The organism is Streptomyces sp. NPDC044571 (assembly GCF_040647115.1).
Classification (GTDB): domain Bacteria; phylum Actinomycetota; class Actinomycetes; order Streptomycetales; family Streptomycetaceae; genus Streptomyces.
Genome location: NZ_JBEZBN010000034.1, coordinates 24,868 through 47,400, shown reverse-complemented (window position 1 = coordinate 47,400; position 22,533 = coordinate 24,868). Strand labels below are relative to the sequence as shown.

Genomic DNA, 22,533 nt, shown 5'->3' with positions numbered 1-22,533 from the left:
GTACTACTTCTTGAGGGCGTCCATCGCGCGCTGCGTGACGTCCGCGACCTCACCGAGGGCCGGGATGGTCACCAGCAGGCCCTGGGCCTTGTAGTAGTCGATGATCGGCTCGGTCTGCGTGTGGTAGACCTCCAGCCGGTTGCGGACCGTCGCCTCGGAGTCGTCGTCGCGCTGGTACAGCTCGCCGCCGCAGGTGTCGCAGACACCCGCCGCCTTCGGTGCCGCGTAGACGACGTGGAACACGTGCGAGGAGTCGTTCCGGCAGATCCGGCGGCCGGCGATGCGCTTGACCACCTCGTCCTCCTCGACCTCCAGGTCGAGGACGGCGTCCAGCTTCATGGCCGCGGACTGGAGCATCTCGTCCAGCGCCTCGGCCTGGGAGACGTTGCGCGGGAAGCCGTCGAGCAGGAAGCCGTTCACGGCGTCCGGCTGCTCCATGCGGTCCTTGGCCATACCGATCGTGATCTCGTCGGGAACGAGGTCACCGGCATCCATGTAGGCCTTCGCGCGCCGGCCCAGCTCCGTGTTCTGGCTGATGTTGGCACGGAACAGGTCGCCCGTGGAGATGTGCGGGATCGACAGGTTCTTCGCCAGGAACGCGGCCTGCGTTCCCTTGCCCGCACCGGGCGGTCCGACGAGGACGATTCGCATCAGCGGAGGAACCCTTCGTAATTACGCTGCTGGAGCTGGCTCTCGATCTGCTTCACGGTTTCCAGACCCACACCCACGATGATGAGGATGCTCGTCCCGCCGAACGGGAAGTTCTGGTTCGCTCCGAAGCCGGCCAACGCCATCGTCGGCACTAGAGCGATGAGACCCAGGTACAGCGACCCCGGCCAGGTGATCCGGTTGAGCACGTAGCTCAGGTACTCGGCGGTGGGTCGACCGGCGCGGATACCCGGGATGAACCCACCATACTTCTTCATGTTGTCTGCAACTTCCTCGGGGTTGAAAGAAATCGCCACGTAGAAGAACGCGAAGAAGACAATCAGGAGGAAGTAGGCAGCGATGTAGTACGGGTGGTCACCCTTGACGAAGTGCTTCTGGATCCAGGTGGCCCAACCGGCGGTGGATCCGCTGAACTGGACGATCAGTGCCGGGATGTAGAGCAGCGACGACGCGAAGATGACGGGAATCACACCCGCCTGGTTCACCTTGAGCGGGATGTAGGTCGAGGTACCGCCGTACGCACGGCGGCCGATCATGCGCTTCGCGTACTGGACCGGGATCCGGCGCTGCGCCTGCTCGACGAAGACGACCAGGGCGACCATCGCGAGACCGACGAGGATGACCACGCCGAACTCGACCCAGCCGTCGGCGATCTTGCCCTGGAGCTTGATCTGCCACAGGGCGCCCATGAAGCCGGCGGCGATCGAGATGAACATCAGGATCGACATGCCGTTGCCGATGCCGCGGTCGGTCACGAGCTCACCGAGCCACATGACGACGCAGGTACCGGCGGTCATGGTGACGACCATGACGATGGTGGTGAAGATCGACCGGTTCGGGACGATCTGGCTGGCGACCTGGCAGCCCTGGAACAGGGCACCAGTGCGGGCGGTGGCGACGAGGCCGGTGCCCTGCAGGATCGCGAGTGCGACCGTCAGATAGCGCGTGTACTGAGTGATCTTGGCCGTGCCGGACTGGCCCTCTTTTTTGAGGTTCTCCAGCTTCGGAATGACCACGGTCAGCAGCTGCAGGATGATGCTCGCCGTGATGTAGGGCATGATCCCGAGCGCGAAGATCGTGATCTGCAGCAGCGCACCGCCGCTGAACATGTTGACGAGACCGAAGAGGCTGTTGCTGCTCCCGGCCTGGTCGACACAGATCTGGACGTTCTTGTAGCTCACGCCGGGTACCGGGATGTGGGACCCGAGCCGGAACAGCACGATGATGCCGAGCGTGAAGAGCAGCTTCTTGCGCAGGTCGGGCGTCTTGAACGCCCGGGCGAACGCGGTGAGCACGGTGCCTCCTGCGACCCCCGCGCTACTGCGTCAGAGGTGACGGTCTGAGGGATCGACGAATACGTACAAGCAAAGGTGCAGGCCACCTTACCGGCGACTGCGCCCCCCGTGGAACGACCAACCGGGGATGCCCCATATGTGAGGCATCCCCGGTCGGGTTTTTACTCTCTATCTGTCACCTGGGTTCGTCTTAGACGAGCTCGGTGACGGTGCCGCCGGCAGCGGCGATCTTCTCCTTGGCGGAGCCGGAAACGGCGTCAACCGAAACCGTCAGCGCCACGGAGATCTCGCCCTGGCCGAGGACCTTGACGAGGCTGTTCTTGCGCACCGCGCCCTTGGCGACCAGGTCGGCCACCGTGACCTCTCCACCCTCGGGGTAGAGAGCCGCAAGCTTGTCCAGGTTGACGACCTGGAACTCGGTGCGGAACGGGTTCTTGAAGCCCTTGAGCTTCGGCAGGCGCATGTGGAGGGGCATCTGCCCACCCTCGAAGCGCTGCGGGATCTGGTAACGGGCCTTCTGGCCCTTCGTACCACGACCGGCCGTCTTACCCTTCGACGCCTCACCACGACCGACACGGGTCTTCGCGGTCTTGGCGCCGGGGGCGGGACGGAGGTTGTGGGCCTTCAGCGGGCTGTTCTCAGCCATGATTAGTCAACCTCCTCAACCGTCACGAGGTGGCGGACGGTGTGCACCATTCCGCGGAACTCGGGGCGGTCCTCCTTGACGACCACGTCGTTCAGGCGCTTGAGCCCGAGCGAACGCAGCGTGTCGCGGTGGTTCTGCTTGCTGCCGATGTACGACTTCGTCTGCGTGATCTTGAGGCGGGCCATTACGCGACACCCGCCCCGGCACGCGCACGAAGCAGAGCCGCGGGGGCGACGTCCTCAAGGGGCAGACCACGGCGAGCCGCGATCTCCTCGGGACGCTGCAGGCCCTTGAGGGCCGCCACGGTCGCGTGCACGATGTTGATCGCGTTGGACGAGCCAAGCGACTTCGACAGGATGTCGTGAACGCCGGCGCACTCCAGAACGGCACGCACCGGGCCACCGGCGATAACACCGGTACCGGGGGAAGCCGGCTTCAGCAGCACGACGCCCGCGGCACGCTCACCCGTGATCGGGTGCGGGATGGTGCCCTGGATACGGGGAACCTTGAAGAAGTTCTTCTTGGCTTCCTCGACGCCCTTGGCAATGGCCGCGGGAACTTCCTTGGCCTTGCCGTAACCGACACCTACGGTGCCGTCACCGTCGCCCACCACGACCAGCGCGGTGAAGCTGAAGCGGCGACCACCCTTGACAACCTTGGCGACGCGGTTGATCGCGACAACGCGCTCAACGTAAGCGGTCTTCTCGGCGGCAGCGCCACCGTCGCGACCCTTCCGGTCCCGCCGCTCGCCGCCACCGGCACCGCTTCCGCGGCGCTGGGGTCCAGCCATTGGATTACCTCTCTCTGTTACGTCCGTGAGTCCCGGAACCGGGGCTTAGAACTTCAGCCCGGCTTCGCGGGCGGCGTCAGCCAGAGCGGCAATGCGCCCGGCGTATCGGTTGCCACCGCGGTCGAACACGACGGTCTCGACACCCGCAGCCTTGGCACGCTCGGCGACGAGCGCGCCGACAGCCTGGGCCTGGGCGCTCTTGTCGCCTTCGCCACCGCGGATCGAAGCGTCCAGGGTCGACGCCGACGCAAGGGTGTGACCCTTGAGGTCGTCGATGACCTGGGCAACGATGTTGCGGTTGGAACGCGTCACGACGAGGCGCGGACGCTCCGCCGTACCCGAGACGTTCTTGCGGATGCGGATGTGGCGGCGAGCCTTGGCAGCGCGCTTGTAGGCGTCGCCCTTGGCGATCTTCACACCGTATGCCATGGCTACTTACCAGCCTTTCCGACCTTGCGGCGGATGACCTCGCCGGCGTACTTGACACCCTTGGCCTTGTACGGGTCGGGCTTCCGCAGCTTGCGGATGTTGGCGGCGACCTCGCCGACCTTCTGCTTGTCGATGCCCTCGACCGTGAACTTGGTGGGCGACTCGACCTTGAACGAGATGCCCTCGGGCGCCTCGACCAGGATCGGGTGGCTGTAGCCAAGCTGGAACTCCAGAGCGGAGCCCTTCGCGGCGACGCGGTAACCAACACCGCTGATTTCGAGAGCCTTGACGTACCCCGTGGTCACACCGGTGATCATGTTCGCCACCAGCGTGCGGGACAGGCCGTGCAGGGCCTTGTTCTGACGCTCGTCGTTGGGGCGGGTGACGTTCAGAACGCCGTCCTCACCCTTGACGATCTCGATCGGCGCAGCGACGGTGTGCGAGAGGAGACCCTTGGGGCCCTTCACCGCGACCGTGCGGCCATCGATGGTGACGTCCACACCGGCGGGAACCTGGATGGGGAGCTTGCCGATTCGCGACATTGCTTTTCCTCCGTTCCCGACTACCAGACGTAGGCGAGGACTTCCCCACCTACGCCCTTCTTGCCTGCCTGCTGGCCGGTCAGGAGACCGTGGGACGTGGAGATGATCGCCACGCCCAGGCCGCCGAGGACCTTCGGCAGGTTGGTGGACTTCGCGTACACGCGCAGACCGGGCTTCGAGATCCGCTTGATGCCCGCGATGGAGCGCTCACGGTTCGGCCCGAACTTCAGCTCAAGGACGAGGTTCTTGCCGACCTCGGCGTCCTCGACCTTCCAGCCGGTGATGAAACCCTCCTGCTTGAGGATCTCTGCGATGTGCGACTTGATCTTGCTGTGCGGCATCACGACGGTGTCGTGGTACGCCGAGTTAGCGTTACGCAGACGCGTGAGCATGTCTGCGATGGGGTCAGTCATGGTCATGAAGTGGCCTTCGGCCTCTCTCGCCGGGGTTTCCTGTATGCGCCATCCCTCTCCCCACTCAGTGGCGGGACGGGTGCGGTGCGGGGACCTACGGCGTAGTAAGTCGTTATGGGCGGCGGACGCCCAACCACACAAGCCTAAGGCATGCGCGGCCGGGCACCCACCGTCCAGATGCTTACCGAGAGTCTCTGGTTCTCCCCAAGTCCCTAAGGACGGAAGGGAATTACCAGGAGCTCTTGGTCACGCCCGGCAGCTCGCCACGGTGAGCCATCTCACGAAGGCAGACGCGGCACAGGCCGAACTTGCGGTACACGGAGTGGGGACGACCGCAGCGCTGGCAGCGGGTGTACGCACGCACACCGAACTTGGGCTTGCGGGCAGCCTTCGCGATGAGAGCCTTCTTCGCCATCTCGCTTACGCCTCCTTGAAGGGGAAGCCGAGGTGACGAAGGAGCGCGCGGCCCTCAGCGTCGTTGGTCGCCGTGGTGACCACGGTGATGTCCATACCCCGGGTACGGTCGATCTTGTCCTGGTCGATCTCGTGGAACATGACCTGCTCCGTGAGACCGAAGGTGTAGTTGCCACGGCCGTCGAACTGCTTCGGCGACAGACCGCGGAAGTCACGGATACGCGGCAGCGCGAGCGACAGCGTACGGTCCAGGAACTCCCACATGCGGTCACCACGGAGGGTGACGTGGCAGCCGATCGGCTGACCCTCGCGCAGCTTGAACTGCGCGATGGACTTGCGGGCCTTCGTGACGGCCGGCTTCTGACCGGTGATCGTCGTCAGGTCGCGGATGGCGCCGTCGATCAGCTTGGAGTCGCGGGCGGCGTCGCCCACACCCATGTTGACCACGATCTTCACGAGGCCGGGAATCTGCATGACGTTCTCGTACGAGAACTCCTCACGCAGCTTGCCGGTGATCTCCTCGCGGTACTTCGTCTTGAGACGCGGAGTGGTAGCCATCAGATGTCCTCACCCGTCCGCTTGGCAACGCGGATCTTGTTGCCCTCGTCGTCGAAGCGGTAGCCGACGCGGGTGACGACCTTCTTGCCGTCCTTCTCCACAACCAGCTGAACGTTGCTCACGTGGACCGGGGCCTCGGTGATCACGATGCCGCCGGCCTGGTTCTGCGCAGCCTTGGTGTGCTTCTTGACCCGGTTGACACCCTCGACGAGGACGCGGTTCTCGCTGGGCATGGCCGCGATGACCTTGCCCTGCTTGCCCTTGTCCTTACCGGTGATGACCTGGACCAGGTCGCCCTTCTTGATCTTCATGCTTACAGCACCTCCGGCGCGAGCGAGATGATCTTCATGAACTTCTTCTCGCGCAGCTCACGGCCGACGGGGCCGAAGATACGGGTGCCGCGAGGGTCGCCGTCGTTCTTCAGAATGACAGCGGCGTTCTCGTCGAAGCGGATGTACGAGCCGTCCTGGCGGCGGCGCTCCTTGACGGTGCGAACGATGACCGCCTTGACGACGTCACCCTTCTTCACGTTGCCACCGGGGATCGCATCCTTGACGGTGGCGACGATGACGTCACCGATGCCCGCGTAGCGGCGACCGGAGCCACCGAGAACACGGATGCAAAGGATCTCCTTGGCACCAGTGTTGTCGGCGACACGCAGTCGCGACTCCTGCTGGATCACGTCTATCTCCTGATTGTCTGCCGGTTCCCGGCGAGGGGTCCGTTACCGGAGCCCCTCGCCGAGCCTGGCGGAACTGACCTGAGGAAAACCCCTCAGGTGATTACTTGGCCTTCTCGAGGATCTCGACGATGCGCCAGCGCTTGCTCGCCGACAGCGGACGCGTCTCCATGATGAGGACGCGGTCGCCGACACCGGCAGCGTTCTGCTCGTCGTGAGCCTTGAGCTTGTTCGTACGGCGGATGACCTTGCCGTACAGGGCGTGCTTGACGCGGTCCTCAACGGCGACGACGACGGTCTTGTCCATCTTGTCGCTGACGACCAGACCCTCGCGGGTCTTGCGGAAGCCGCGGTCGGTCTTGTTCTCAGTCACGTTGTTCTCGCTCATCAGGCGCTCTCCACCGTCTCGATGCCGAGCTCGCGCTCGTGCATCAGGGTGTAGATCCGGGCGATGTCCTTACGGACGGACTTGAGCCGACCGTTGTTCTCCAGCTGGCCCGTGGCCGCCTGGAAGCGCAGCTTGAACAGCTCTTCCTTGGCCTCGCGCAGCTTGCCAACGAGCTCCTCGTTGCCGAGCTCACGCAGCTCGGACGCCTTGGTTCCCGTTGCCATCACGACTCACCTGCCTCGCGCCGCACAATCCGGCACTTCATCGGAAGCTTGTGAGCAGCGCGGGTGAGCGCCTCACGAGCAATCTTCTCGTTCGGGTAGGACAGCTCGAACATGACCCGACCCGGGTGCACGTTGGCGATCCACCACTCGGGAGAACCCTTACCGGAACCCATGCGGGTCTCGGCGGGCTTCTTCGTCAGCGGACGGTCCGGGTAGATGTTGATCCAGACCTTGCCGCCACGCTTGATGTGGCGGGTCATCGCAATACGAGCCGCCTCGATCTGGCGGTTCGTCACGTAGGCGGGGGTGAGCGCCTGGATGCCGTACTCGCCGAACGAGACCTCAGTACCGCCCTTGGCCATACCGCGGCGCTTCGGGTGGTGCTGCTTGCGGTGCTTGACCCTACGAGGGATCAGCATGTCGGTCAGGCCTCCGTTCCGGTGCTCTCAGCCGGAGCGGCGGCAGCGGCCTCGGCCTTGGGGGCCTCGGCAGCAGCAGCCTGCTGCGGCTTGCGGCCACCACGGCCGCCGCGCTCGCCACCACGGCCACCACGGCCGGCGGGACGGTCGCCAGCGCCGGCACCACGGGCCGGGCGGTTACCCGCGCGGGCCGCAGCGTTCTCGGCGCGAACCTCGGCGATGTTCTTGACGTCGCCCTTGTAGATCCAGACCTTCACGCCGATACGGCCGAAGGTGGTCTTGGCCTCGAAGAAGCCGTAGTCCACGTTCGCGCGCAGCGTGTGCAGCGGCACACGACCCTCGCGGTAGAACTCGGAGCGGGACATCTCGGCGCCGCCGAGACGGCCGCCGCACTGGATCTTGATGCCCTTGGCGCCGGCCTTCATGGTGCCCTGCATGCTCTTGCGCATGGCACGACGGAAGGAGACGCGGGAGGAGAGCTGCTCGGCAACGGCCTGGGCAACCAGCTGAGCGTCGAGCTCGGGGTTCTTGACCTCGAGGATGTTCAGCTGGACCTGCTTGCCCGTGAGCTTCTCAAGGTCGCCGCGGATGCGGTCGGCCTCGGCGCCACGGCGGCCGATGACGATGCCCGGACGAGCGGTGTGGATGTCCACACGCACGCGGTCACGGGTGCGCTCGATCTCAACCTTCGAGATGCCGGCGCGCTCCATGCCGGACGTCATCATCCGACGGATGGCGACGTCTTCCTTGACGTAGTCCTTGTACAGCTTGTCGGCGTACCAACGCGACTTGAAGTCGGTGGTGATGCCGAGCCGGAACCCGTGCGGGTTTACCTTCTGGCCCATTACCGGGAACCTTCCTTGCTGCTGACGACCACGGTGATGTGGCTGGTCCGCTTGCGGATCCGGTAGGCACGGCCCTGGGCACGCGGACGGAACCGCTTCAGGGTCGGGCCCTCGTCCACGAACGCCTCGCTGATGAACAGCGAAGAGGCGTCCGAGTGGTTGTAGTTGTGTGCGGCGTTGGCAATGGCGCTGTCCAGCACCTTGCCGACCGGCACGCTCGCGGCCTGCGGGGCGAAACGCAGGACCGCCTGAGCCTCCGTGGCATCCATGCCACGGATAAGGTCCACCACGCGGCGGGCCTTCATGGGCGTGACGCGGATGTACCGCGCCTGGGCCCTGGCTTCCATGGTTGTCCCTTCGGTGTAAGTCATAGTCGTAACCACCCCGCCTTTAGCGGCGCTTCGACTTCCGGTCGTCCTTGACGTGGCCGCGGAAGGTGCGAGTCGGCGAGAACTCGCCGAGCTTGTGGCCGACCATCGACTCGGTGACGAACACCGGGACGTGCGTCTTGCCGTTGTGCACCGCGATGGTGTGACCCAGCATCGCCGGGATGATCATCGAGCGACGGGACCAGGTCTTGATGACGTTCTTGGTACCAGCTTCGTTCTGAGCGTCCACCTTCTTGATGAGGTGGTCGTCGACGAAGGGTCCCTTCTTGAGACTGCGCGGCATCTAAACCCGCTCCTAGCGCTTCTTGTTCGTCTTGCGGCGGCGGACGATGTACTTGTTCGAAGCCTTCTTCGGCGAACGAGTACGACCCTCCTTCTGACCCCACGGGGAGACCGGGTGGCGACCACCACTGGTCTTGCCCTCACCACCACCGTGCGGGTGGTCAACCGGGTTCATCGCGACACCGCGGACGGACGGGCGAACGCCCTTCCAGCGCATACGGCCGGCCTTGCCCCAGTTGATGTTCGACTGCTCGGCGTTGCCGACCTCGCCGACCGTGGCGCGGCAGCGCGCGTCGACGAGACGGATCTCGCCGGACGGCATGCGGAGGTGGGCCATGGTGCCCTCCTTCGCCAGCAGCTGCACGGAGGCACCCGCGGAACGGGCGAACTTGGCGCCACCACCGGGACGGAGCTCGATCGCGTGGATCGTGGTACCGACCGGGATGTTGCGGAGCGCCAAGTTGTTGCCGGGCTTGATGTCGGCCGTGGGGCCGTTCTCAATCCGGTCGCCCTGGTTCAGACCGCGGGGAGCGATGATGTAGCGCTTCTCGCCGTCCGCGTAGTGCAGGAGCGCGATGCGCGCGGTGCGGTTGGGGTCGTACTCGATGTGCGCGACCTTGGCCGGCACGCCGTCCTTGTCGTGACGACGGAAGTCGATCACGCGGTAGGCGCGCTTGTGTCCACCACCCTGGTGGCGAACAGTGATCCGACCGGTGTTGTTACGGCCGCCCTTGCTGTGCAGCGGGCGAACCAGCGACTTCTCCGGCGTGGACCGCGTGATCTCGACAAAGTCGGCGACGCTGGAGCCACGACGGCCCGGGGTCGTCGGCTTGTACTTGCGGATACCCATTTCTCAGTCCTCGTCCGATTCCGGACGACTCAGGACTCCGTTAGGAGGCCTGGCCGCCGAAGATGTCGATACGGTCGCCCTCAGCGAGGGTCACGATGGCGCGCTTGGTGTCAGCACGCTTGCCGAAACCGGTCTTGGTGCGCTTGCGCTTACCCTGACGGTTGATCGTGTTGACCCCGGTGACCTTGACCGAGAAGACCGCCTCGACGGCCTGCTTGATCTGGGTCTTGTTGGCGCCGGGCGCGACGATGAACGTGTACTTGTTCTCGTCCAGCAGCGCGTAGCTCTTCTCCGAGACAACCGGCTTGATCAGCAGGTCGCGCGGGTCAGTGAAGGTCTTGCTGGTAACGGTCGCCTCAGACATCAGGCGTCGCTCCCTTCGGTCTCGTCGGCCTTGGGGCCAGACACGAAGGACTCCAGCGCGGCCTGGGTGAAGACCACGTCGTCAGAGACGATCACGTCGTACGTGTTCAGCTGGCCCGGCTCCAGGATGTGAACCTGGGGCAGGTTGCGGGCGGACAGCCACGCGGCCTCGTCGGCGCGCTCGACGACCAGGAGCAGGTTCTTGCGCTCCGTGATCTTGCCGAACAGCGTCTTGGCGGCCTTCGTGGAGACGGCACCCTCGACCACGCCGGTGACGACGTGGATGCGGGAGTGACGCGCACGGTCCGAGAGGGCACCGCGGAGGGCGGCAGCCTTCATCTTCTTGGGGGTCCGCTGCGAGTAGTCACGCGGCTGCGGGCCGTGGACGACGCCACCGCCGGCGAACTGCGGAGCGCGGGTCGAACCCTGACGGGCGCGGCCGGTGCCCTTCTGGCGGTACGGCTTGCGGCCACCACCACGGACTTCGCCACGGGTCTTGGTCTTGTGCGTGCCCTGACGGGCAGCAGCCAGCTGGGCGACGACGACCTGGTGGATCAGCGGAACGCTGGTCTTCGCGTCGAAGATCTCCGCGGGGAGCTCGACGGTACCGGCCTTGTCGCCTGCCGGCGAAAGGATGTCAATGGTGCTCATTAACCTCAAGCCCCCTTGGCCGCGGTACGGACCAGGACGAGGCCGCCGTTCGGACCGGGGACTGCGCCCTTGATGAGGAGCAGACCCTTCTCCGCGTCTACCGCGTGGATGGTCAGGTTCTGGGTGGTGACGCGCTCGTTGCCCATACGACCAGCCATGCGCATGCCCTTGAAGACACGCCCAGGGGTGGCGCAGCCACCGATCGAACCGGGGGAGCGGTGCTTGCGCTGCACACCGTGACCGGCGCCGAGGCCCCGGAAGTTGTGCCGCTTCATGACACCGGCGAAGCCCTTGCCCTTGCTGTTGCCCGTGACGTCAACCTTGACGCCGGACTCGAACACCTCAGCAGTGATCTCCTGGCCGAGCGTGTACTCGCTGGCGTCGGAGGTGCGGAGCTCCACCAGGTGGCGGCGCGGGGTCACGTCGGCCTTGGCGAAGTGGCCCTTGAGGGGCTTGTTCACCTTGCGCGGGTCGATCTCGCCGAAGGCGATCTGGACCGACTCGTAGCCGTCGATGTCGTTCGTACGGACCTGGGTAACGACGCAGGGCCCGGCCTTGACGACGGTCACCGGGACGACACGGTTGTTCTCGTCCCAGACCTGGGTCATGCCGAGCTTCTCGCCCAGGACGCCCTTGATCTGCTTTGCCATCTTCTCGACGCCTCTCAGAGCTTGATCTCGATGTCAACGCCGGCCGGAAGGTCCAGGCGCATCAGCGAGTCAACGGTCTTGGGCGTCGGGTCGAGGATGTCGATCAGGCGCTTGTGCGTGCGCATCTCGAAGTGCTCGCGCGAGTCCTTGTACTTGTGCGGCGACTTGATGACGCAGTACACGTTCTTCTCAGTGGGCAGCGGCACCGGGCCTGCGACCGACGCACCAGTGCGGGTCACCGTCTCGACGATCTTCTTCGCCGAGGAGTCGATGACCTCGTGGTCGTAGGCCTTGAGCCGGATGCGGATCTTCTGTCCCGCCATGGCTACTCCGTAGTCCTGTCTGTTGTGGAAACGCTCTGGCTCCCGGCCGGCTGTGGACGGATCCACCGCTCCTCTCCGACCCACGCGGTCGGGCGTGTCGCACTCCCTCTCAGAAAATTCCCATACGGAAATTCCCTCGTCCAAGGGGGTGCGGTCCCAGGACCGCGGTTCGGGGGAGAAACACCCACCGAGCGCCTGGCAGGCACCGTGCTGTCGCTTCCCAGAAGATTCCCGTACGTCCGCCCCATTGCTGCCCCGAAAGGCAGATAAAGGCGACGAGTACTGTGGGACTCGCTTCCGGTCCTCCCGGCGGGAGGCGCGCAGCATCGGCACTCAGCCGAGCAACTTGAGTAGTCTGCCATACAAGACACGTACTGCGCCAATCGGGCCGAAGAGAATACCCCCCTGCGGTGAGTGGTCAAACCGCGCCACGCGAACCCACGGCCCGGGCCTCCCATGGGATGCCCGGGCCCGGCCGTGCAGCTGCCCCGCTCAGGATCGGGAGAGGGTCCCGCAGCCTTCCTGACCGCCGGTCCCCGTGCTCCTGCTCCGGTCGTACGGGTCCACGGGCGTCCCCGAGGGCGTGGGCCCGGTCGGCGTGTCCTCGTCGAAGACGGGGTGCAGGAACCCGTCGTAGATGTCGCACCCGCTGTTGGCGAGGTTGACGCCGACCTTCTCCAGCCAGAGCTTGCCGGCGGTGGCCTGCCACTTGCCCGGGTCCGCGACCGAGAAGGTGATCTCGCGACGCACGATCGTGCGCTCCACCTGCTCGGCGCCCGGCTTCGCCTTCACGAACGGGTAGACGAAGGTGTAGTCGGTCAGCACGTTGGCCTGGCCGGCCTCCTTGCCGGGCTCCACCCACATCCGGCCGCGGACCTTGACCACGTCGCCGACGGACTTGAGCTCGGTCGGCTTGATGCGGGTGAACAGGTTCAGCGGGTCGTTCTCCTTCGTCGGTGCCGCCAGCGACTGCTCCAGGCGGCCCAGTTCGTCCCCCAGCTTCGGGTCGAGCAGCGCCAGTGCCGCCGCGGGCCGCTCCCCGCGCAGGGTCGCCGGATCCAGGTTGGCCGCGACCAGGAACTGTTTGGCGTTCTCCAGCGCGTCGGCGACCCGCTCCTTGCTCATGCCGCCGACGGCCTCGGCCTCCGGCACCTCGATCCCGGCCGCCCCGTCGGCCCACTGCAGGGCCGGAGAACCCTTGAAGGGCTCCTTGAGCGTGGGCTGGTCCGGGGGCAGCGTGGAGGGCGCGGCGGTGGGCCGGGCGGTCTCGGCCGCCAGCGGCTCGCGGACCTCGTCGTTCTGCGCGGCCTTGCCGGTGACGCGGTCGATGACCAGCTCCGGTCGGAGGGTGATCAGCGCGAGGGCGGCGATGAAGACGACGGCCGCCGCGGCCTTGAGCCGCCGCTTGCCCCTCCCCCGCCCTTCCCTCTCCTGCCAGGCCGGACCGGTGCGCCAGCCGGGCGGCTCGGCGGCCTCGGCGCGCAGCCGCGCGGTGACCATGCGCGCCCGGGCGGACGGCTCCTGGGGAGCCTGGCCCGGGCCCGCCGCGGCCTGCTCCATGAACCGGGCCCACTCCTGGTCGGAGACGGCCGGTATGTCGTCGTCGTTCGTTCCCATGTCCCACCCCTGAAATGTCCGGGGCCCCCAGGACCTGGTCCTGGGGGCCCCGCGTCACTGCTCAGTTCACTTGCTGAAGTAACCCGTGATGTCCGCGATCAGGTCCACGGTGCCCTGGTTGTTGAAGAAGCTGACCTTCCCGTCCACGACGGGGACGACCACCAGGTTCGGGATCGTCTGGCCCGGGGTGAAGTTCAGGTTCGAGGCGCTCGTACGGGTCGTACCGCTCGGGTACACCGACACGAAGCTCGGCTCCGTCGGGTTCGTCGCCGTCACGTTCAGCACCACGGCCGTCACACCCGTCGCCGGGATACCGTTCGTACCGGCCACCGACAGCGTCACCACACCGCCCGCACCGACCTTCGCCTGCGGCACACCGAGGCCCGCACGCGTGTCCATCAGACGCTTCGGACCGATGTTCGTGTGCGTCGCACCGTCCCCGGCCGAGGTGAAGTAGCCCGTGATGTCCGCGATCAGATCGACGGTGCCCTGGTTGTTGAAGAAGCTCACCTTCCCGTCCACCACCGGGACCACGACCAGGTTCGGGATGGTCAGGCCGGGGGTGAAGTTCAGGTTCGACGCGCTCGTACGGGTCGTACCGCTCGGGTACACCGACACGAAGCTCGGCTCCGTCGGGTTCGTCGCCGTCACGTTCAGCACCACGGCCGTCACACCCGTCGCCGGGATACCGTTCGTACCGGCCACCGACAGCGTCACCACACCGCCCGCACCGACCTTCGCCTGCGGCACACCGAGGCCCGCACGCGTGTCCATCAGACGCTTCGGACCGATGTTCGTGTGCGTCGCACCGTCCCCGGCCGAGGTGAAGTAGCCCGTGATGTCCGCGATCAGATCCACGGTGCCCTGGTTGTTGAAGAAGCTCACCTTCCCGTCCACGACGGGGACGACCACCAGGTTCGGGATCGTCTGGCCCGGGGTGAAGTTCAGGTTCGACGCGCTCGTACGGGTCGTACCGCTCGGGTACACCGACACGAAGCTGGGCTCCGTCGGGTTCGTCGCCGTCACGTTCAGCACCACGGCCGTCACGTCCGCCGCCGGGATCCCGTTCATACCGGCCACCGGCAGCGTCACCACGCCACCCGCACCGACCTTCGCCTGCGGGACACCGAGGCCCGTGCGCGTGTCCATCAGACGCTTCGGGGTGACCGGGGTGAACTTGGCGGTCTTCACCTCGGCGACGACCTTGACGGGCAGGCTGATGGAGGTCTTGCCGTTGACCGCGGTGGCCTTGACCTGGACCTGGTGGGTGCCGTTGGTCAGGGTCGTGATCGCCGTCCGGGCCGTGCCGGGGGCCGTCGCGGCCGAGACTCCGTCGACCAGTAGCTCGAAGGAGCCGATGCGGGCGCTCGCCGTGGCGGTCGACCAGCCGACGGACAGGACGCCGTCGGACTTGGCGTCGACGCCCGGCTGGACCGGCACCCCGTTGACCGTGGTCAGGTTCAGCTGCGCCGCGGGGCCGGAGGTGCGGATCGCGTCGAGCTGGCCGTAGAGCGAGTTGCCCGGGCACTCGGTGTTGAAGCCGTCCCGGTGGCCCGACAGCGTCTTGAACGTGTACGTCTGGCCCTTGACGAAATCGGTGCCGAAGTAGTTCTTCTGCGTGTCGCCCGCGGTCAGGGTGGTCGTGCCGTTCATGTCGCCGTCGTACTGGCCGAGCTTGTAGGCCGCGATCCTGGAAATGGCGTCCTGAGCGGCGGCCGAGGCGCCCGCGGCGTTGTAGTCACCGAGGACGGCGATACCCGCGGACTCGGAGTTCCAGCCGTAGGTGTGCGCGCCGAGGACGGGCTGGTCGATACCGCCCTGCCGCCCCTCGAAGATCGTGCCGCACTTGTCGACGAGGAAGTTGTAGCCGAGGTCGCGCCAGCCGTTGGTCTTCACGTGGTAGACGTGGATACCCCGGACGATCGCCGCGGACTGCGAGCAGTCGTACGGCTGGGCGTCGGCGGTGTGGTGGACGAAGACCGCCTTGACCTTGGCGCCCGGCAGGTAGATCGGGCCCTCGTCGTTCAGCGATTCGTCGGCGCCCCACGCGAGGCGCGAGACCACGCTGGGCTGCGGCGCCGTGGAGGCCGGTCCGGGGTCCGCCGTGGTGGCGGCGAAGGCGGCCGGGCCGGCGTTCAGGGCCCCGCTCTCGGCGCCGCTCTTCTGGGCGCTGCTCTTCTGGGCGCCGCTCTTCTGGGCGCCGCTCTTCTTCGCCGGGCTGCCGGAGCCGCCCGGGTCCACCAGGTTCAGCTCCAGCCCGGCGGGCAGTGCGCCCCCGCCGCTGATCCGTACCTCGGCACCGTCGGAGGCACCGACCCAGACGGGCTCCGTGGAGCCGTGCGCGCCGGGGCGTACGCCGTCCAGCCCGGCCTTCACCGGGTCGAGGGCGATCCAGCGCGACCACTTGCCGGTCTTCGCGTCGCGGGCACGGGCCTCGATGGTGCCCTTCACCTCGGCCGCGGGGTCCGTCCAGGACACGCCCAGCATGCCGAAGGGCTGGGTGCCGCGCTGGGAGAGCACGGCCTCGCCGGCGCCCTTGGGCTGGAGGGCGAGCTTGTGCACCTCTCCCTCGACCGGCCCGGTCTCCTTGGCGTCGGCGCCGTACGCGGCCGCCGCCGGCCCCTTGCCGCCCGGGGGATCCAGTTCGGCTCCCCCGGCCATTCCCTGAATGCCCAGTACCGCTGCGGCACCGAGCGCGGCCGCCAGAGCGGTACCGCGCACACGACTCAGTCTCACCTTGTTTCCCCCACCCCTTATGGCTGGTGCGCCATAGGACACGACTCTCGGGGCGGATGCTACTGGTGAGGTGTGACAGCGGGTGCGGGCGGGGGGCCACCCCGGGCTACCGGAGTGGGTGGTCCCTATTTCTTGTCGGCGGCCTTCTCCGCCTCGGCCGCCGCCTTCCGGGCGTCCCTCTCGGCCTGGGCGTCCCGCTCGATGTCCGCCCGCGACCGCACGCGCTTGGGCGCCTTCATCCCGCAGACGGCGGGCCAGTCGTCGGCCACGATGCCGGCGCACCAGATGTAGTCCTGGATGGGACCGGGCTTCCAGTCGTCCTTCTCGATGTCCTTGCAGTCCTTGACGGGCGAGAAGCGCGGGCAGCTGCCGTCCCGCTGCTTGATGGTGTGGGCGCGGTACGCGTCGATGCCCATGGAGTCGACGTCGGCCGAGGGCATGTAGCGGTTGACGGACCAGGACGCGCCCATGGTCGCGAACAGGGCGACCACGCACACCATGCCGGCGGCGAGCTGGCGGACCACCCGCCGCGGAACGACCGGGGCGCGACCGTCCCCCGGCCCCGCCCCGGCCGGGCGCAGCGTGCGCTCGATCCACCCGGAGCCCCGGTTGACGGCGGCCATGACGCCGAGCACGGCGAGGATCATCAGGCAGTACATGATGATCCACGTGGTGCGCGGGTAGAGCTGGATGGCCTTGTCGTGGGCCATGCGCCCGGCGAACCAGAAGCGGGCGAGCCAGGCGCCGGCGAGGACGGCCGCCGCGGTGCGGACCATGACGTTGCGCAGGCCGAGGCCCAGGCCGAGGCCCACCCCGAGGAGCAGCAGCAGGGCGAACCCGCTCTGGCCCGCCAGCTCGCCGGCGGCCGGCCAGGTCTGGTAGGTCAGGGTCCCGGACCGGTCCGAGACCCAGCCGAGGACGTACGTGGGGTCCGCGTAGACGGCGAGGAAGGCGTAGCGGTCGGGGTTCTCCGCGCCCAGCCGGACCATCTGGTACAGCAGCGGGGCGCCGACGACGACCGTCGACGCCAGAGTGACCACTATGTACAGGCCGGCCCGCTTGGCCGCCGCGGCGCCCTGGCGCCACGGGAAGAAGAACAGGGCGGCCAGGACCGCGCCGGGCGCGGCCCAGATGTACCAGCCGGAGTACCAGAGGAACAGCGCGCCGAAGATCAGGCCGAGGCCGGTGCCGCGCACGAGCAGGTGCCGCGTGGTGCGCCGGCCGGCCCGGCGCATCTCGCGCAGCCAGTATCCGAGCAGCGGCAGCAGCACGATCATGACGATGTGGCTGTACGGACGGATCGGGTCGAGGAAGACCACCGCGGCCGGGACCGCGAGCAGCAGCGCCCAGAAGGGCCGCAGCAGTATCCGCCAGGCCAGGTAGGCCATCGGGCCGGCCACGGCGGTGAAGAAGATCTGGAGGTCGTGCAGGGCGAAGCCGGTCTCGCCGCGGCCGTTGTAGCGGACCTTCGCCCAGAGGGCCATCAGGGCCGGGAAGGCGGGCGGGTAGATGCCCGACATCCCCTCGTGGTGCAGGAACGAGTTGGCCATGTCGATCAGGACACCCGGGTCGCCCTCCTGTCCGCCGAGCGGGTGGGGCGTGCCGCGCAGGGCGACGACGACACCGCCCGCGATGACGCCGGTGGCCAGGCCCGCGAGGGCGGCGCAGACGAGGCGCTTGACCAGCTGGTGGCGCCGGGCGGCGCCCCGGTGGGCGGTGTACAGGAGCAGTCCGAGCAGCGGCAGGCCGATGAGCGCGACGTACAGCTGGAGCTTGGCGAGGCCGCTGACCTGGCCGAGGCGGACGATCGGGTTCACGCTGACGTGCCGGCTGAGCAGCACGTAGCCGAGGGCCGCCGTGATGCTGACGACGGCCTCGGCGAGGGCGAGCACCCGGCGCCGGGACGTCCACGGGCGGCGGGCCGGTGCCGGGGACGAGACGGGCTTGCCGTCCGCGGCACCGGTACCGGTCCGGCTCTGTGCCGTGCCGGGTTCTCCGACGACCCCGGGGGCCAGGTGTGTCATCTCAGTCCAATTCCGTCGCGAGGTGACCGCGGGTCGGGGCCGGCGGCCTCTGGGTGCGGGGAACGCCCGGTCAGTCGGCTCGCTGACCGGCGGTGAAGGCGTGCCGGGCGAGCGTGCGAACGCCGTCACGCTGTCCGCGGCGCAGCGCGCCGGGCAGCATGGTGAGCGCGTGGAAGCGGGAGCCGCTGTGGAACCGGGCCGCGCGGGCGGCCTTCTTCCAGCCCCGCGCGTCCATGCGGTCGGCGACGGCGTTGAAGTACCGCTCGGCCTCGGTGAAGCGGGTGCCGGAGAACGCCTGCACGGAGGACTCGCTGACGGCGTGCCGGCGGTACTGGAAGACGGTGGTCGACTCGTCGATCAGCATCTGCTCGCCGAGTTCGAGCAGATCGACGACCAGGGCCAGGTCCTGGATGACCGAGTACTCGTCGCGGAAGTTGACCCCGCGCAGGGCTTCGCCGCGCCAGGCGATCGAGGGGAAGTACAGCCAGTTGCCGCGCAGCACGCTGGCGGCGAGCTCCTCGCCGCCCATCAGGCGCCGGCCATTGACCTGCGGGGCGTACAGCCGCCGCTTGGTCTGGTCGGCCAGCCCGTAGGCCACCTTGCCGTCGCCGTCGATCACCTCGACGCCGGGCTGGACCATACCGATGCCCGGGTTCGCCTTGATGAGCGCGCGGACCGTCTCCAGGTAGTGCGGGTGCAGCAGGTCGTCGCAGCCCATGATCACGACGTAGTCGGCCTCGGAGAGCCGTACACACTTCTGGAAATTCTTCGTGATGCCGAGGTTCTGCTCGTTGCGGGTGTAGTGGACCCGCTCGTCGCCGAGCGCCTCGAACCAGCCGGGCACGTCCGGCTCCTTGCCGTCGTCGATCACGACGAGGCGGAAGTCCGGGTCGGTCTGGGCCAGGACGCTGCGGACGGCGTCCTGCATCAGCTGCACGTCCCCGTAGTAGGGGAGCATGAAGTCGAAGGTCACCACGGGGCGTCAGGCCTTCACGGAGTCGGAGTCGGGGCTCGCCGCGCCCGGCTTGGAGCCGAGGCGCTCGTCGTTGTGCCGGGCGCCCTCGCTGAGCGCCACCGTCCGGGCCAGGTCGGTGAGCTTCTTCTCCAACGAGCGGAAGCGCAGGAAGGTGTTGAGGGTCAGGAAGCCCATCGCCAGCACCATGACGTACAGCACGAGGTCGGTGCCGCGGCCGACACCGAGCTGGTGGGCGACCCAGGTCACGTCGGTGGGGCGGAGCACGGCGTAGACGTTGACCACGACGAACACCGAGAACGCGATGCGCTTCCAGGCGCGGTTCTTGGCCTGGCCCCACGTGCGTATGAAGACGAGGGCCATCGACACCGAGCCCGCGATGAGCAGCAGCTGAATCCAGAAGTACTTCATCAGCGGCCACGCTCCCGCATAGTGATGTCGAAGATGATGTTGACGCCGTTGATCAGGGACTGGCCCTTGGCCCGCGAGTACTCGGTGTACAGGATGTCCACCGGCACCTCGGCGACGCGCAGGCCGGAGCCTGCGAGGAAGCCGACGATCTCGGACGCGTGCGCCATGCCGTTCATGGTGATGTTCAGCTGCTCGGCCGCCTTGCGGCTGAGTACCCGCAGCCCGTTGTGGGCGTCGGTGAGCTTGAGCTTGCGGGCGGTCGGGCTGACGGCAGCCGCCGTGCGCAGCACGACCCGCTTGATCCACGGCACCTGGCCGTTCTGCTCGATGAAGCGGGAGCCGAGCACCACGTCGACCTCCCCGCCGCGCAGCAGCTCGACCATCTTCTCCACGTCGGCCGTCTGGTGCTGGCCGTCGGCGTCGAAGGTCGCGAAGTAGCGGGCACCGGGCTGGGCGAGCGCGTACTTGAGACCGGTCTGCAGGGCGGCGCCCTGGCCGAGGTTGACCGGGTGGCGCACCAGGTGGGCGCCCGTGGTCGCGATGTGCTCGGCCGAGTCGTCGGAGCTGCCGTCGTCGACGACGACTATGTTCGGGAAGGTCTCGCGTGCTCCCTCGACCACACCGGCGATCACCTGGCCCTCGTTATAGGCCGGTATGACCAGCCAGACATCGTCGTATTGGGACACGGTAGCTCCAGCGGAATGTGGCACGTGCGAGTGCTCGGTGATCGATGGGACGTCGTAGGCGGACACGGTCACTCCCCGACCGTTCCGGCGCCCAGCGGGCTTGCGGCGACCTCGCGCCCGGGGCCCTCGGCGGTGCCCGGGGCCGCTCCGGGGAACCCCAGCCTCAGCACGGTCAGCATACCGAGCACGGTGGCCAGGGAGCCGAGGGCGTAGGCCAGGATGACCCTCAGGGCGACGTCACCGGGGGCGAAGGTGACGGCGACCAGGACGGCGGCGCCGACGGCCCAGCAGAGCAACTGCAGGTTGTGCCGCTTGAATACCATCAGCGCCTGTCCGAGCACCATCGCGAACATGTACGCCACGGTGCCGGCGGACAACAGGAAGAAGTCGAGGCAGCCCAGGACGGGACGGGCGTCGAACAGCACCTCGATCAGCCACGGCCCGAGGGCGGTGGCGGGCACTCCGCCGGCCAGGCCGAGCAGCAGGACCACCACGGCGATCCGGCGCAGCATCGCCGAGAACGCCGCCCGGTCCCCCGCCGTGTAGGCCGCGGTGAGCCCGCCCAGCAGCGAGGCCTGGAGCGAACCGAAGACGAACAGCGGTACGCGGGCCAGGACCAGCGCGTTCAGCAGCGCGCCGATCAGCGCGCTGTCCGTGGGCGCCAGCAGCTTGGTGCTCATCACGGCGGCGTTGACGACCACCTGGGAGAGCAGGGTCGAGCAGATCAACAGGCCCAGCCCGCCCACCAGTTCCCGCCAGGCGATGTCCTCGCCGGGACCGGCGGCGCGCAGCAGCACCGGCAGGGTCACCAGCATCGCGACCACGGGCGCGACCGCCAGGACCAGGCTGAAGGCGAGCGCGGAGTGCAGTCCGAGGAGGGCGCAGCCGAACGCGAGGACGATCCGCAGGCCGCCGTCGACGGCGAGCTGGACGCCGTACGCACCGAACCGGCCGAGGCCGGCCAGCACCCCCCGGGTCAGGTAGCAGACCGCCATGCCGGTGAAGGCACCGCCGAGCGCGGCCACCAGGCCCCGGTCCCCGCGGAACAGCAGGTCCGCGATCGGGGCCGCGCCGAGCCCGAGGACCAGCAGCGTGGCGCCGAGCATCCCCGCGGTCAGCAGGGTGGCGCGGCGCAGTACGGGGGCGGCCCCGTGGCCGAGCACCGCGCGCGCGGCGACGATCCGGGTGAGCTCCTGCTCGATGGGGAAGAAGACGCCGATGCCGACGGACATGACGATCGTCCACAGCACCGACACGTTCGCCATGTCGTCGCTGGACAGGCTGTGTCCGGCCACGCCCAGGTGGACGTACGAGGCGGCACCGAGCACGACGGTGCCGCCGGCCACCGCGACGGTGCCCGGCGGCAGTGCCGCGCTCAGCTTGTTCAGCAGGGCCTTCATCCCGCTCGGCCGTCCCGGGCCGCTTTCGCGAGTGCCGCGAAGCCGGGGGTGGCGAGCGCCTCGGCCAGCTGCTCCTGCCAGTCGGCGAGCGGGGCGAGGCCTGCCTCGGCCCACTGGTCGTGCGCGAGCACGCTGAAGGCGGGACGGACGGCCGGGCGGACGAAGGCCTCGGAGGTGGTGGGCCGGATCCGCTCCGGGTCCAGTCCGCTCAGCCGGTAGGTCTCGCGGGCCAGTCCCATCCAGGTGGTCCGGCCGCTCGCGGTGCCGTGGTAGACCCCGCCCATGGCCCAGCCCTTCAGCGCGGCCAGGCCCAGTTCGACCAGGTGGCGGGCCAGCGCGTAGGACCAGGTGGGCTGGCCGTGCTGGTCGTCGACCACGTCGAGGGTGTCGCGCTGGGCGGCCAGCTTCAGCATGGTGGCGACGAAGTTCGGCCCGTGCTCGCCGTACAGCCAGGCGGTCCGGACGATGTAGCCGTCCTGCGGCAGCAGCTCGGCGACGGCCTGCTCGCCGACCAGCTTGGAGCGCCCGTAGGCGTTGACCGGGCCGGTCTCGGCGTCCTCGCGGTACGGCTCCGTGGCGTCGCCGGGGAGCACGTAGTCGGTGGAGACGTGCAGCAGGCGCACGTGGGCGGCGGCGCAGGCCTCGGCGAGGACGCGTACGCCCGTGCCGTTGACGGCGGTTGCGGCGTCCTCGGCCGTCTCGGCGCCGTCCACGTCGGTCCAGGCGGCGCAGTTCACGACCACGGTGACACCCTCGACCGCCGCGCGGACCGCGGCCGCGTCGGTGATGTCGAGGTCGTCGCGGCGCAGACCCACGGCGTCGATCCGGGCGCGCTTCAGGACGGTCAGGACGTCCTGGCCGAGCATC

The 22,533-nt window shown here is 68.0% G+C and carries 30 protein-coding genes and 1 pseudogene; all 31 read right to left on the bottom strand.

Translation table 11 applies throughout. The features are described 5' to 3' along the window. Window positions 1-3: 3 nt before the first annotated feature. Window positions 4-651: an adenylate kinase gene (locus tag AB0B01_RS19525; protein WP_361720215.1), complete on the bottom strand. Its 648-nt coding sequence runs from the start codon at window positions 649-651 to the stop codon at window positions 4-6. After that, window positions 651-1,964 carry a preprotein translocase subunit SecY gene (gene secY, locus AB0B01_RS19520; protein ID WP_054222528.1) on the bottom strand — a complete coding sequence of 438 codons (1,314 nt, stop codon included), beginning with the start codon at window positions 1,962-1,964 and terminating at the stop codon, window positions 651-653. Before secY ends, AB0B01_RS19525 begins: the two co-directional genes overlap by 1 nt. Before the next feature lie 190 nt (window positions 1,965-2,154). After that, on the bottom strand, window positions 2,155-2,610 hold the full coding sequence (gene rplO, locus AB0B01_RS19515; RefSeq protein ID WP_356851286.1) for a 50S ribosomal protein L15: 456 nt from the start codon (window positions 2,608-2,610) through the stop codon (window positions 2,155-2,157). A gap of 2 nt (window positions 2,611-2,612) precedes the next feature. Further along, window positions 2,613-2,795, bottom strand: coding sequence for a 50S ribosomal protein L30 (rpmD, locus tag AB0B01_RS19510; protein ID WP_005313525.1), 183 nt, complete (start codon window positions 2,793-2,795; stop codon window positions 2,613-2,615). Beyond that, complete coding sequence (gene rpsE, locus AB0B01_RS19505) at window positions 2,795-3,400, bottom strand: 30S ribosomal protein S5 (protein ID WP_361720211.1); 606 nt, start codon at window positions 3,398-3,400, stop codon at window positions 2,795-2,797. The genes rpmD and rpsE overlap by 1 nt, the downstream gene beginning before the upstream one ends. Before the next feature lie 45 nt (window positions 3,401-3,445). Continuing rightward, window positions 3,446-3,829: a 50S ribosomal protein L18 gene (gene rplR, locus AB0B01_RS19500; RefSeq protein ID WP_356851287.1), complete on the bottom strand. Its 384-nt coding sequence runs from the start codon at window positions 3,827-3,829 to the stop codon at window positions 3,446-3,448. A 2-nt stretch (window positions 3,830-3,831) separates the two neighbouring features. Then, entirely contained in the window at window positions 3,832-4,371 is a 540-nt protein-coding gene (gene rplF, locus AB0B01_RS19495; protein WP_356851288.1) for a 50S ribosomal protein L6, read from the bottom strand. A 20-nt stretch (window positions 4,372-4,391) separates the two neighbouring features. Next, window positions 4,392-4,790: a 30S ribosomal protein S8 gene (gene rpsH, locus AB0B01_RS19490; RefSeq protein ID WP_007265911.1), complete on the bottom strand. Its 399-nt coding sequence runs from the start codon at window positions 4,788-4,790 to the stop codon at window positions 4,392-4,394. Between the two features lie 223 nt (window positions 4,791-5,013). Then, window positions 5,014-5,199: a type Z 30S ribosomal protein S14 gene (locus AB0B01_RS19485; protein WP_003956452.1), complete on the bottom strand. Its 186-nt coding sequence runs from the start codon at window positions 5,197-5,199 to the stop codon at window positions 5,014-5,016. 5 nt (window positions 5,200-5,204) lie between these two features. After that, the gene (gene rplE / locus AB0B01_RS19480) at window positions 5,205-5,756 is read right to left on the bottom strand and encodes a 50S ribosomal protein L5 (RefSeq protein ID WP_356851289.1); all 552 of its coding nucleotides are present in this window, start codon (window positions 5,754-5,756) and stop codon (window positions 5,205-5,207) included. Next, entirely contained in the window at window positions 5,756-6,067 is a 312-nt protein-coding gene (rplX, locus tag AB0B01_RS19475; protein ID WP_249767358.1) for a 50S ribosomal protein L24, read from the bottom strand. Before rplX ends, rplE begins: the two co-directional genes overlap by 1 nt. A gap of 2 nt (window positions 6,068-6,069) precedes the next feature. Beyond that, on the bottom strand, window positions 6,070-6,438 hold the full coding sequence (gene rplN, locus AB0B01_RS19470) for a 50S ribosomal protein L14 (protein ID WP_003956455.1): 369 nt from the start codon (window positions 6,436-6,438) through the stop codon (window positions 6,070-6,072). A gap of 100 nt (window positions 6,439-6,538) precedes the next feature. Further along, window positions 6,539-6,823: a 30S ribosomal protein S17 gene (rpsQ, locus tag AB0B01_RS19465; RefSeq protein WP_355410230.1), complete on the bottom strand. Its 285-nt coding sequence runs from the start codon at window positions 6,821-6,823 to the stop codon at window positions 6,539-6,541. Beyond that, the gene (gene rpmC, locus AB0B01_RS19460; protein WP_008739703.1) at window positions 6,823-7,047 is read right to left on the bottom strand and encodes a 50S ribosomal protein L29; all 225 of its coding nucleotides are present in this window, start codon (window positions 7,045-7,047) and stop codon (window positions 6,823-6,825) included. Before rpmC ends, rpsQ begins: the two co-directional genes overlap by 1 nt. Beyond that, window positions 7,047-7,466, bottom strand: coding sequence for a 50S ribosomal protein L16 (gene rplP, locus AB0B01_RS19455; protein ID WP_030026326.1), 420 nt, complete (start codon window positions 7,464-7,466; stop codon window positions 7,047-7,049). Before rplP ends, rpmC begins: the two co-directional genes overlap by 1 nt. 5 nt (window positions 7,467-7,471) lie before the next feature. After that, complete coding sequence (rpsC, locus tag AB0B01_RS19450) at window positions 7,472-8,311, bottom strand: 30S ribosomal protein S3 (protein ID WP_114053739.1); 840 nt, start codon at window positions 8,309-8,311, stop codon at window positions 7,472-7,474. Beyond that, entirely contained in the window at window positions 8,311-8,658 is a 348-nt protein-coding gene (gene rplV, locus AB0B01_RS19445) for a 50S ribosomal protein L22 (protein WP_361720204.1), read from the bottom strand. Before rplV ends, rpsC begins: the two co-directional genes overlap by 1 nt. Before the next feature lie 43 nt (window positions 8,659-8,701). Next, window positions 8,702-8,983 carry a 30S ribosomal protein S19 gene (rpsS, locus tag AB0B01_RS19440; protein ID WP_166628878.1) on the bottom strand — a complete coding sequence of 94 codons (282 nt, stop codon included), beginning with the start codon at window positions 8,981-8,983 and terminating at the stop codon, window positions 8,702-8,704. 12 nt (window positions 8,984-8,995) lie between these two features. Next, complete coding sequence (gene rplB / locus AB0B01_RS19435) at window positions 8,996-9,832, bottom strand: 50S ribosomal protein L2 (protein WP_356851291.1); 837 nt, start codon at window positions 9,830-9,832, stop codon at window positions 8,996-8,998. A 40-nt stretch (window positions 9,833-9,872) separates the two neighbouring features. After that, window positions 9,873-10,175 (bottom strand): annotated as a pseudogene (gene rplW, locus AB0B01_RS19430) (50S ribosomal protein L23); the annotation flags it as partial. Between the two features lie 20 nt (window positions 10,176-10,195). Next, window positions 10,196-10,846: a 50S ribosomal protein L4 gene (rplD, locus tag AB0B01_RS19425; RefSeq protein ID WP_361720200.1), complete on the bottom strand. Its 651-nt coding sequence runs from the start codon at window positions 10,844-10,846 to the stop codon at window positions 10,196-10,198. A gap of 5 nt (window positions 10,847-10,851) precedes the next feature. Continuing rightward, a complete protein-coding gene (gene rplC, locus AB0B01_RS19420; protein ID WP_007265899.1) occupies window positions 10,852-11,496 on the bottom strand; it encodes a 50S ribosomal protein L3 in 645 nt (214 codons plus the stop codon). 14 nt (window positions 11,497-11,510) lie between these two features. After that, entirely contained in the window at window positions 11,511-11,819 is a 309-nt protein-coding gene (gene rpsJ, locus AB0B01_RS19415; RefSeq protein WP_003948644.1) for a 30S ribosomal protein S10, read from the bottom strand. A gap of 492 nt (window positions 11,820-12,311) precedes the next feature. Then, complete coding sequence (locus AB0B01_RS19410; RefSeq protein WP_361720197.1) at window positions 12,312-13,436, bottom strand: hypothetical protein; 1,125 nt, start codon at window positions 13,434-13,436, stop codon at window positions 12,312-12,314. A gap of 66 nt (window positions 13,437-13,502) precedes the next feature. Then, entirely contained in the window at window positions 13,503-16,157 is a 2,655-nt protein-coding gene (locus tag AB0B01_RS19405) for an N-acetylmuramoyl-L-alanine amidase (RefSeq protein ID WP_361720194.1), read from the bottom strand. Window positions 16,158-16,297: 140 nt separating this feature from the next. After that, the gene (locus tag AB0B01_RS19400; protein WP_361720191.1) at window positions 16,298-18,196 is read right to left on the bottom strand and encodes a hypothetical protein; all 1,899 of its coding nucleotides are present in this window, start codon (window positions 18,194-18,196) and stop codon (window positions 16,298-16,300) included. Window positions 18,197-18,266: 70 nt separating this feature from the next. Next, window positions 18,267-19,172, bottom strand: coding sequence for a glycosyltransferase family A protein (locus AB0B01_RS19395; RefSeq protein ID WP_361720188.1), 906 nt, complete (start codon window positions 19,170-19,172; stop codon window positions 18,267-18,269). 6 nt (window positions 19,173-19,178) lie between these two features. Continuing rightward, entirely contained in the window at window positions 19,179-19,580 is a 402-nt protein-coding gene (locus tag AB0B01_RS19390; protein ID WP_361720185.1) for a DUF2304 domain-containing protein, read from the bottom strand. Then, on the bottom strand, window positions 19,580-20,266 hold the full coding sequence (locus tag AB0B01_RS19385; protein WP_356851298.1) for a glycosyltransferase family 2 protein: 687 nt from the start codon (window positions 20,264-20,266) through the stop codon (window positions 19,580-19,582). Before AB0B01_RS19385 ends, AB0B01_RS19390 begins: the two co-directional genes overlap by 1 nt. Window positions 20,267-20,334: 68 nt before the next feature. Further along, window positions 20,335-21,666 (bottom strand): hypothetical protein, encoded by a 1,332-nt coding sequence (locus AB0B01_RS19380; RefSeq protein WP_361720182.1) that lies wholly within the window; start codon window positions 21,664-21,666, stop codon window positions 20,335-20,337. After that, entirely contained in the window at window positions 21,663-22,532 is an 870-nt protein-coding gene (gene rfbD, locus AB0B01_RS19375; protein ID WP_361720283.1) for a dTDP-4-dehydrorhamnose reductase, read from the bottom strand. The genes AB0B01_RS19380 and rfbD overlap by 4 nt, the downstream gene beginning before the upstream one ends. Window position 22,533 lies beyond the last annotated feature (1 nt).

Coding starts and splice junctions, on each gene's coding strand:
- rpmD (WP_005313525.1), bottom strand. CDS start 2,795: ATGGCCCGCCTCAAGATCACGCAGACGAAGTCGTACATCGGCAGCAAG.
- rplV (WP_361720204.1), bottom strand. CDS start 8,658: ATGGAAGCCAGGGCCCAGGCGCGGTACATCCGCGTCACGCCCATGAAG.
- AB0B01_RS19400 (WP_361720191.1), bottom strand. CDS start 18,196: ATGACACACCTGGCCCCCGGGGTCGTCGGAGAACCCGGCACGGCACAG.
- AB0B01_RS19525 (WP_361720215.1), bottom strand. CDS start 651: ATGCGAATCGTCCTCGTCGGACCGCCCGGTGCGGGCAAGGGAACGCAG.
- rplB (WP_356851291.1), bottom strand. CDS start 9,832: ATGGGTATCCGCAAGTACAAGCCGACGACCCCGGGCCGTCGTGGCTCC.
- AB0B01_RS19390 (WP_361720185.1), bottom strand. CDS start 19,580: ATGAAGTACTTCTGGATTCAGCTGCTGCTCATCGCGGGCTCGGTGTCG.
- rpsQ (WP_355410230.1), bottom strand. CDS start 6,823: ATGAGCGAGAACAACGTGACTGAGAACAAGACCGACCGCGGCTTCCGC.
- rplO (WP_356851286.1), bottom strand. CDS start 2,610: ATGGCTGAGAACAGCCCGCTGAAGGCCCACAACCTCCGTCCCGCCCCC.
- rpsJ (WP_003948644.1), bottom strand. CDS start 11,819: ATGGCGGGACAGAAGATCCGCATCCGGCTCAAGGCCTACGACCACGAG.
- rplD (WP_361720200.1), bottom strand. CDS start 10,846: ATGAGCACCATTGACATCCTTTCGCCGGCAGGCGACAAGGCCGGTACC.
- rpsH (WP_007265911.1), bottom strand. CDS start 4,790: ATGACCATGACTGACCCCATCGCAGACATGCTCACGCGTCTGCGTAAC.
- rplF (WP_356851288.1), bottom strand. CDS start 4,371: ATGTCGCGAATCGGCAAGCTCCCCATCCAGGTTCCCGCCGGTGTGGAC.
- AB0B01_RS19485 (WP_003956452.1), bottom strand. CDS start 5,199: ATGGCGAAGAAGGCTCTCATCGCGAAGGCTGCCCGCAAGCCCAAGTTC.
- rpsS (WP_166628878.1), bottom strand. CDS start 8,983: ATGCCGCGCAGTCTCAAGAAGGGACCCTTCGTCGACGACCACCTCATC.
- AB0B01_RS19380 (WP_361720182.1), bottom strand. CDS start 21,666: ATGAAGGCCCTGCTGAACAAGCTGAGCGCGGCACTGCCGCCGGGCACC.
- rplX (WP_249767358.1), bottom strand. CDS start 6,067: ATGAAGATCAAGAAGGGCGACCTGGTCCAGGTCATCACCGGTAAGGAC.
- rpsE (WP_361720211.1), bottom strand. CDS start 3,400: ATGGCTGGACCCCAGCGCCGCGGAAGCGGTGCCGGTGGCGGCGAGCGG.
- rplR (WP_356851287.1), bottom strand. CDS start 3,829: ATGGCATACGGTGTGAAGATCGCCAAGGGCGACGCCTACAAGCGCGCT.
- rpsC (WP_114053739.1), bottom strand. CDS start 8,311: ATGGGCCAGAAGGTAAACCCGCACGGGTTCCGGCTCGGCATCACCACC.
- rplE (WP_356851289.1), bottom strand. CDS start 5,756: ATGGCTACCACTCCGCGTCTCAAGACGAAGTACCGCGAGGAGATCACC.
- rplP (WP_030026326.1), bottom strand. CDS start 7,466: ATGCTGATCCCTCGTAGGGTCAAGCACCGCAAGCAGCACCACCCGAAG.
- AB0B01_RS19410 (WP_361720197.1), bottom strand. CDS start 13,436: ATGGGAACGAACGACGACGACATACCGGCCGTCTCCGACCAGGAGTGG.
- rfbD (WP_361720283.1), bottom strand. CDS start 22,532: ATGCTCGGCCAGGACGTCCTGACCGTCCTGAAGCGCGCCCGGATCGAC.
- rpmC (WP_008739703.1), bottom strand. CDS start 7,047: ATGGCAACGGGAACCAAGGCGTCCGAGCTGCGTGAGCTCGGCAACGAG.
- rplC (WP_007265899.1), bottom strand. CDS start 11,496: ATGGCAAAGCAGATCAAGGGCGTCCTGGGCGAGAAGCTCGGCATGACC.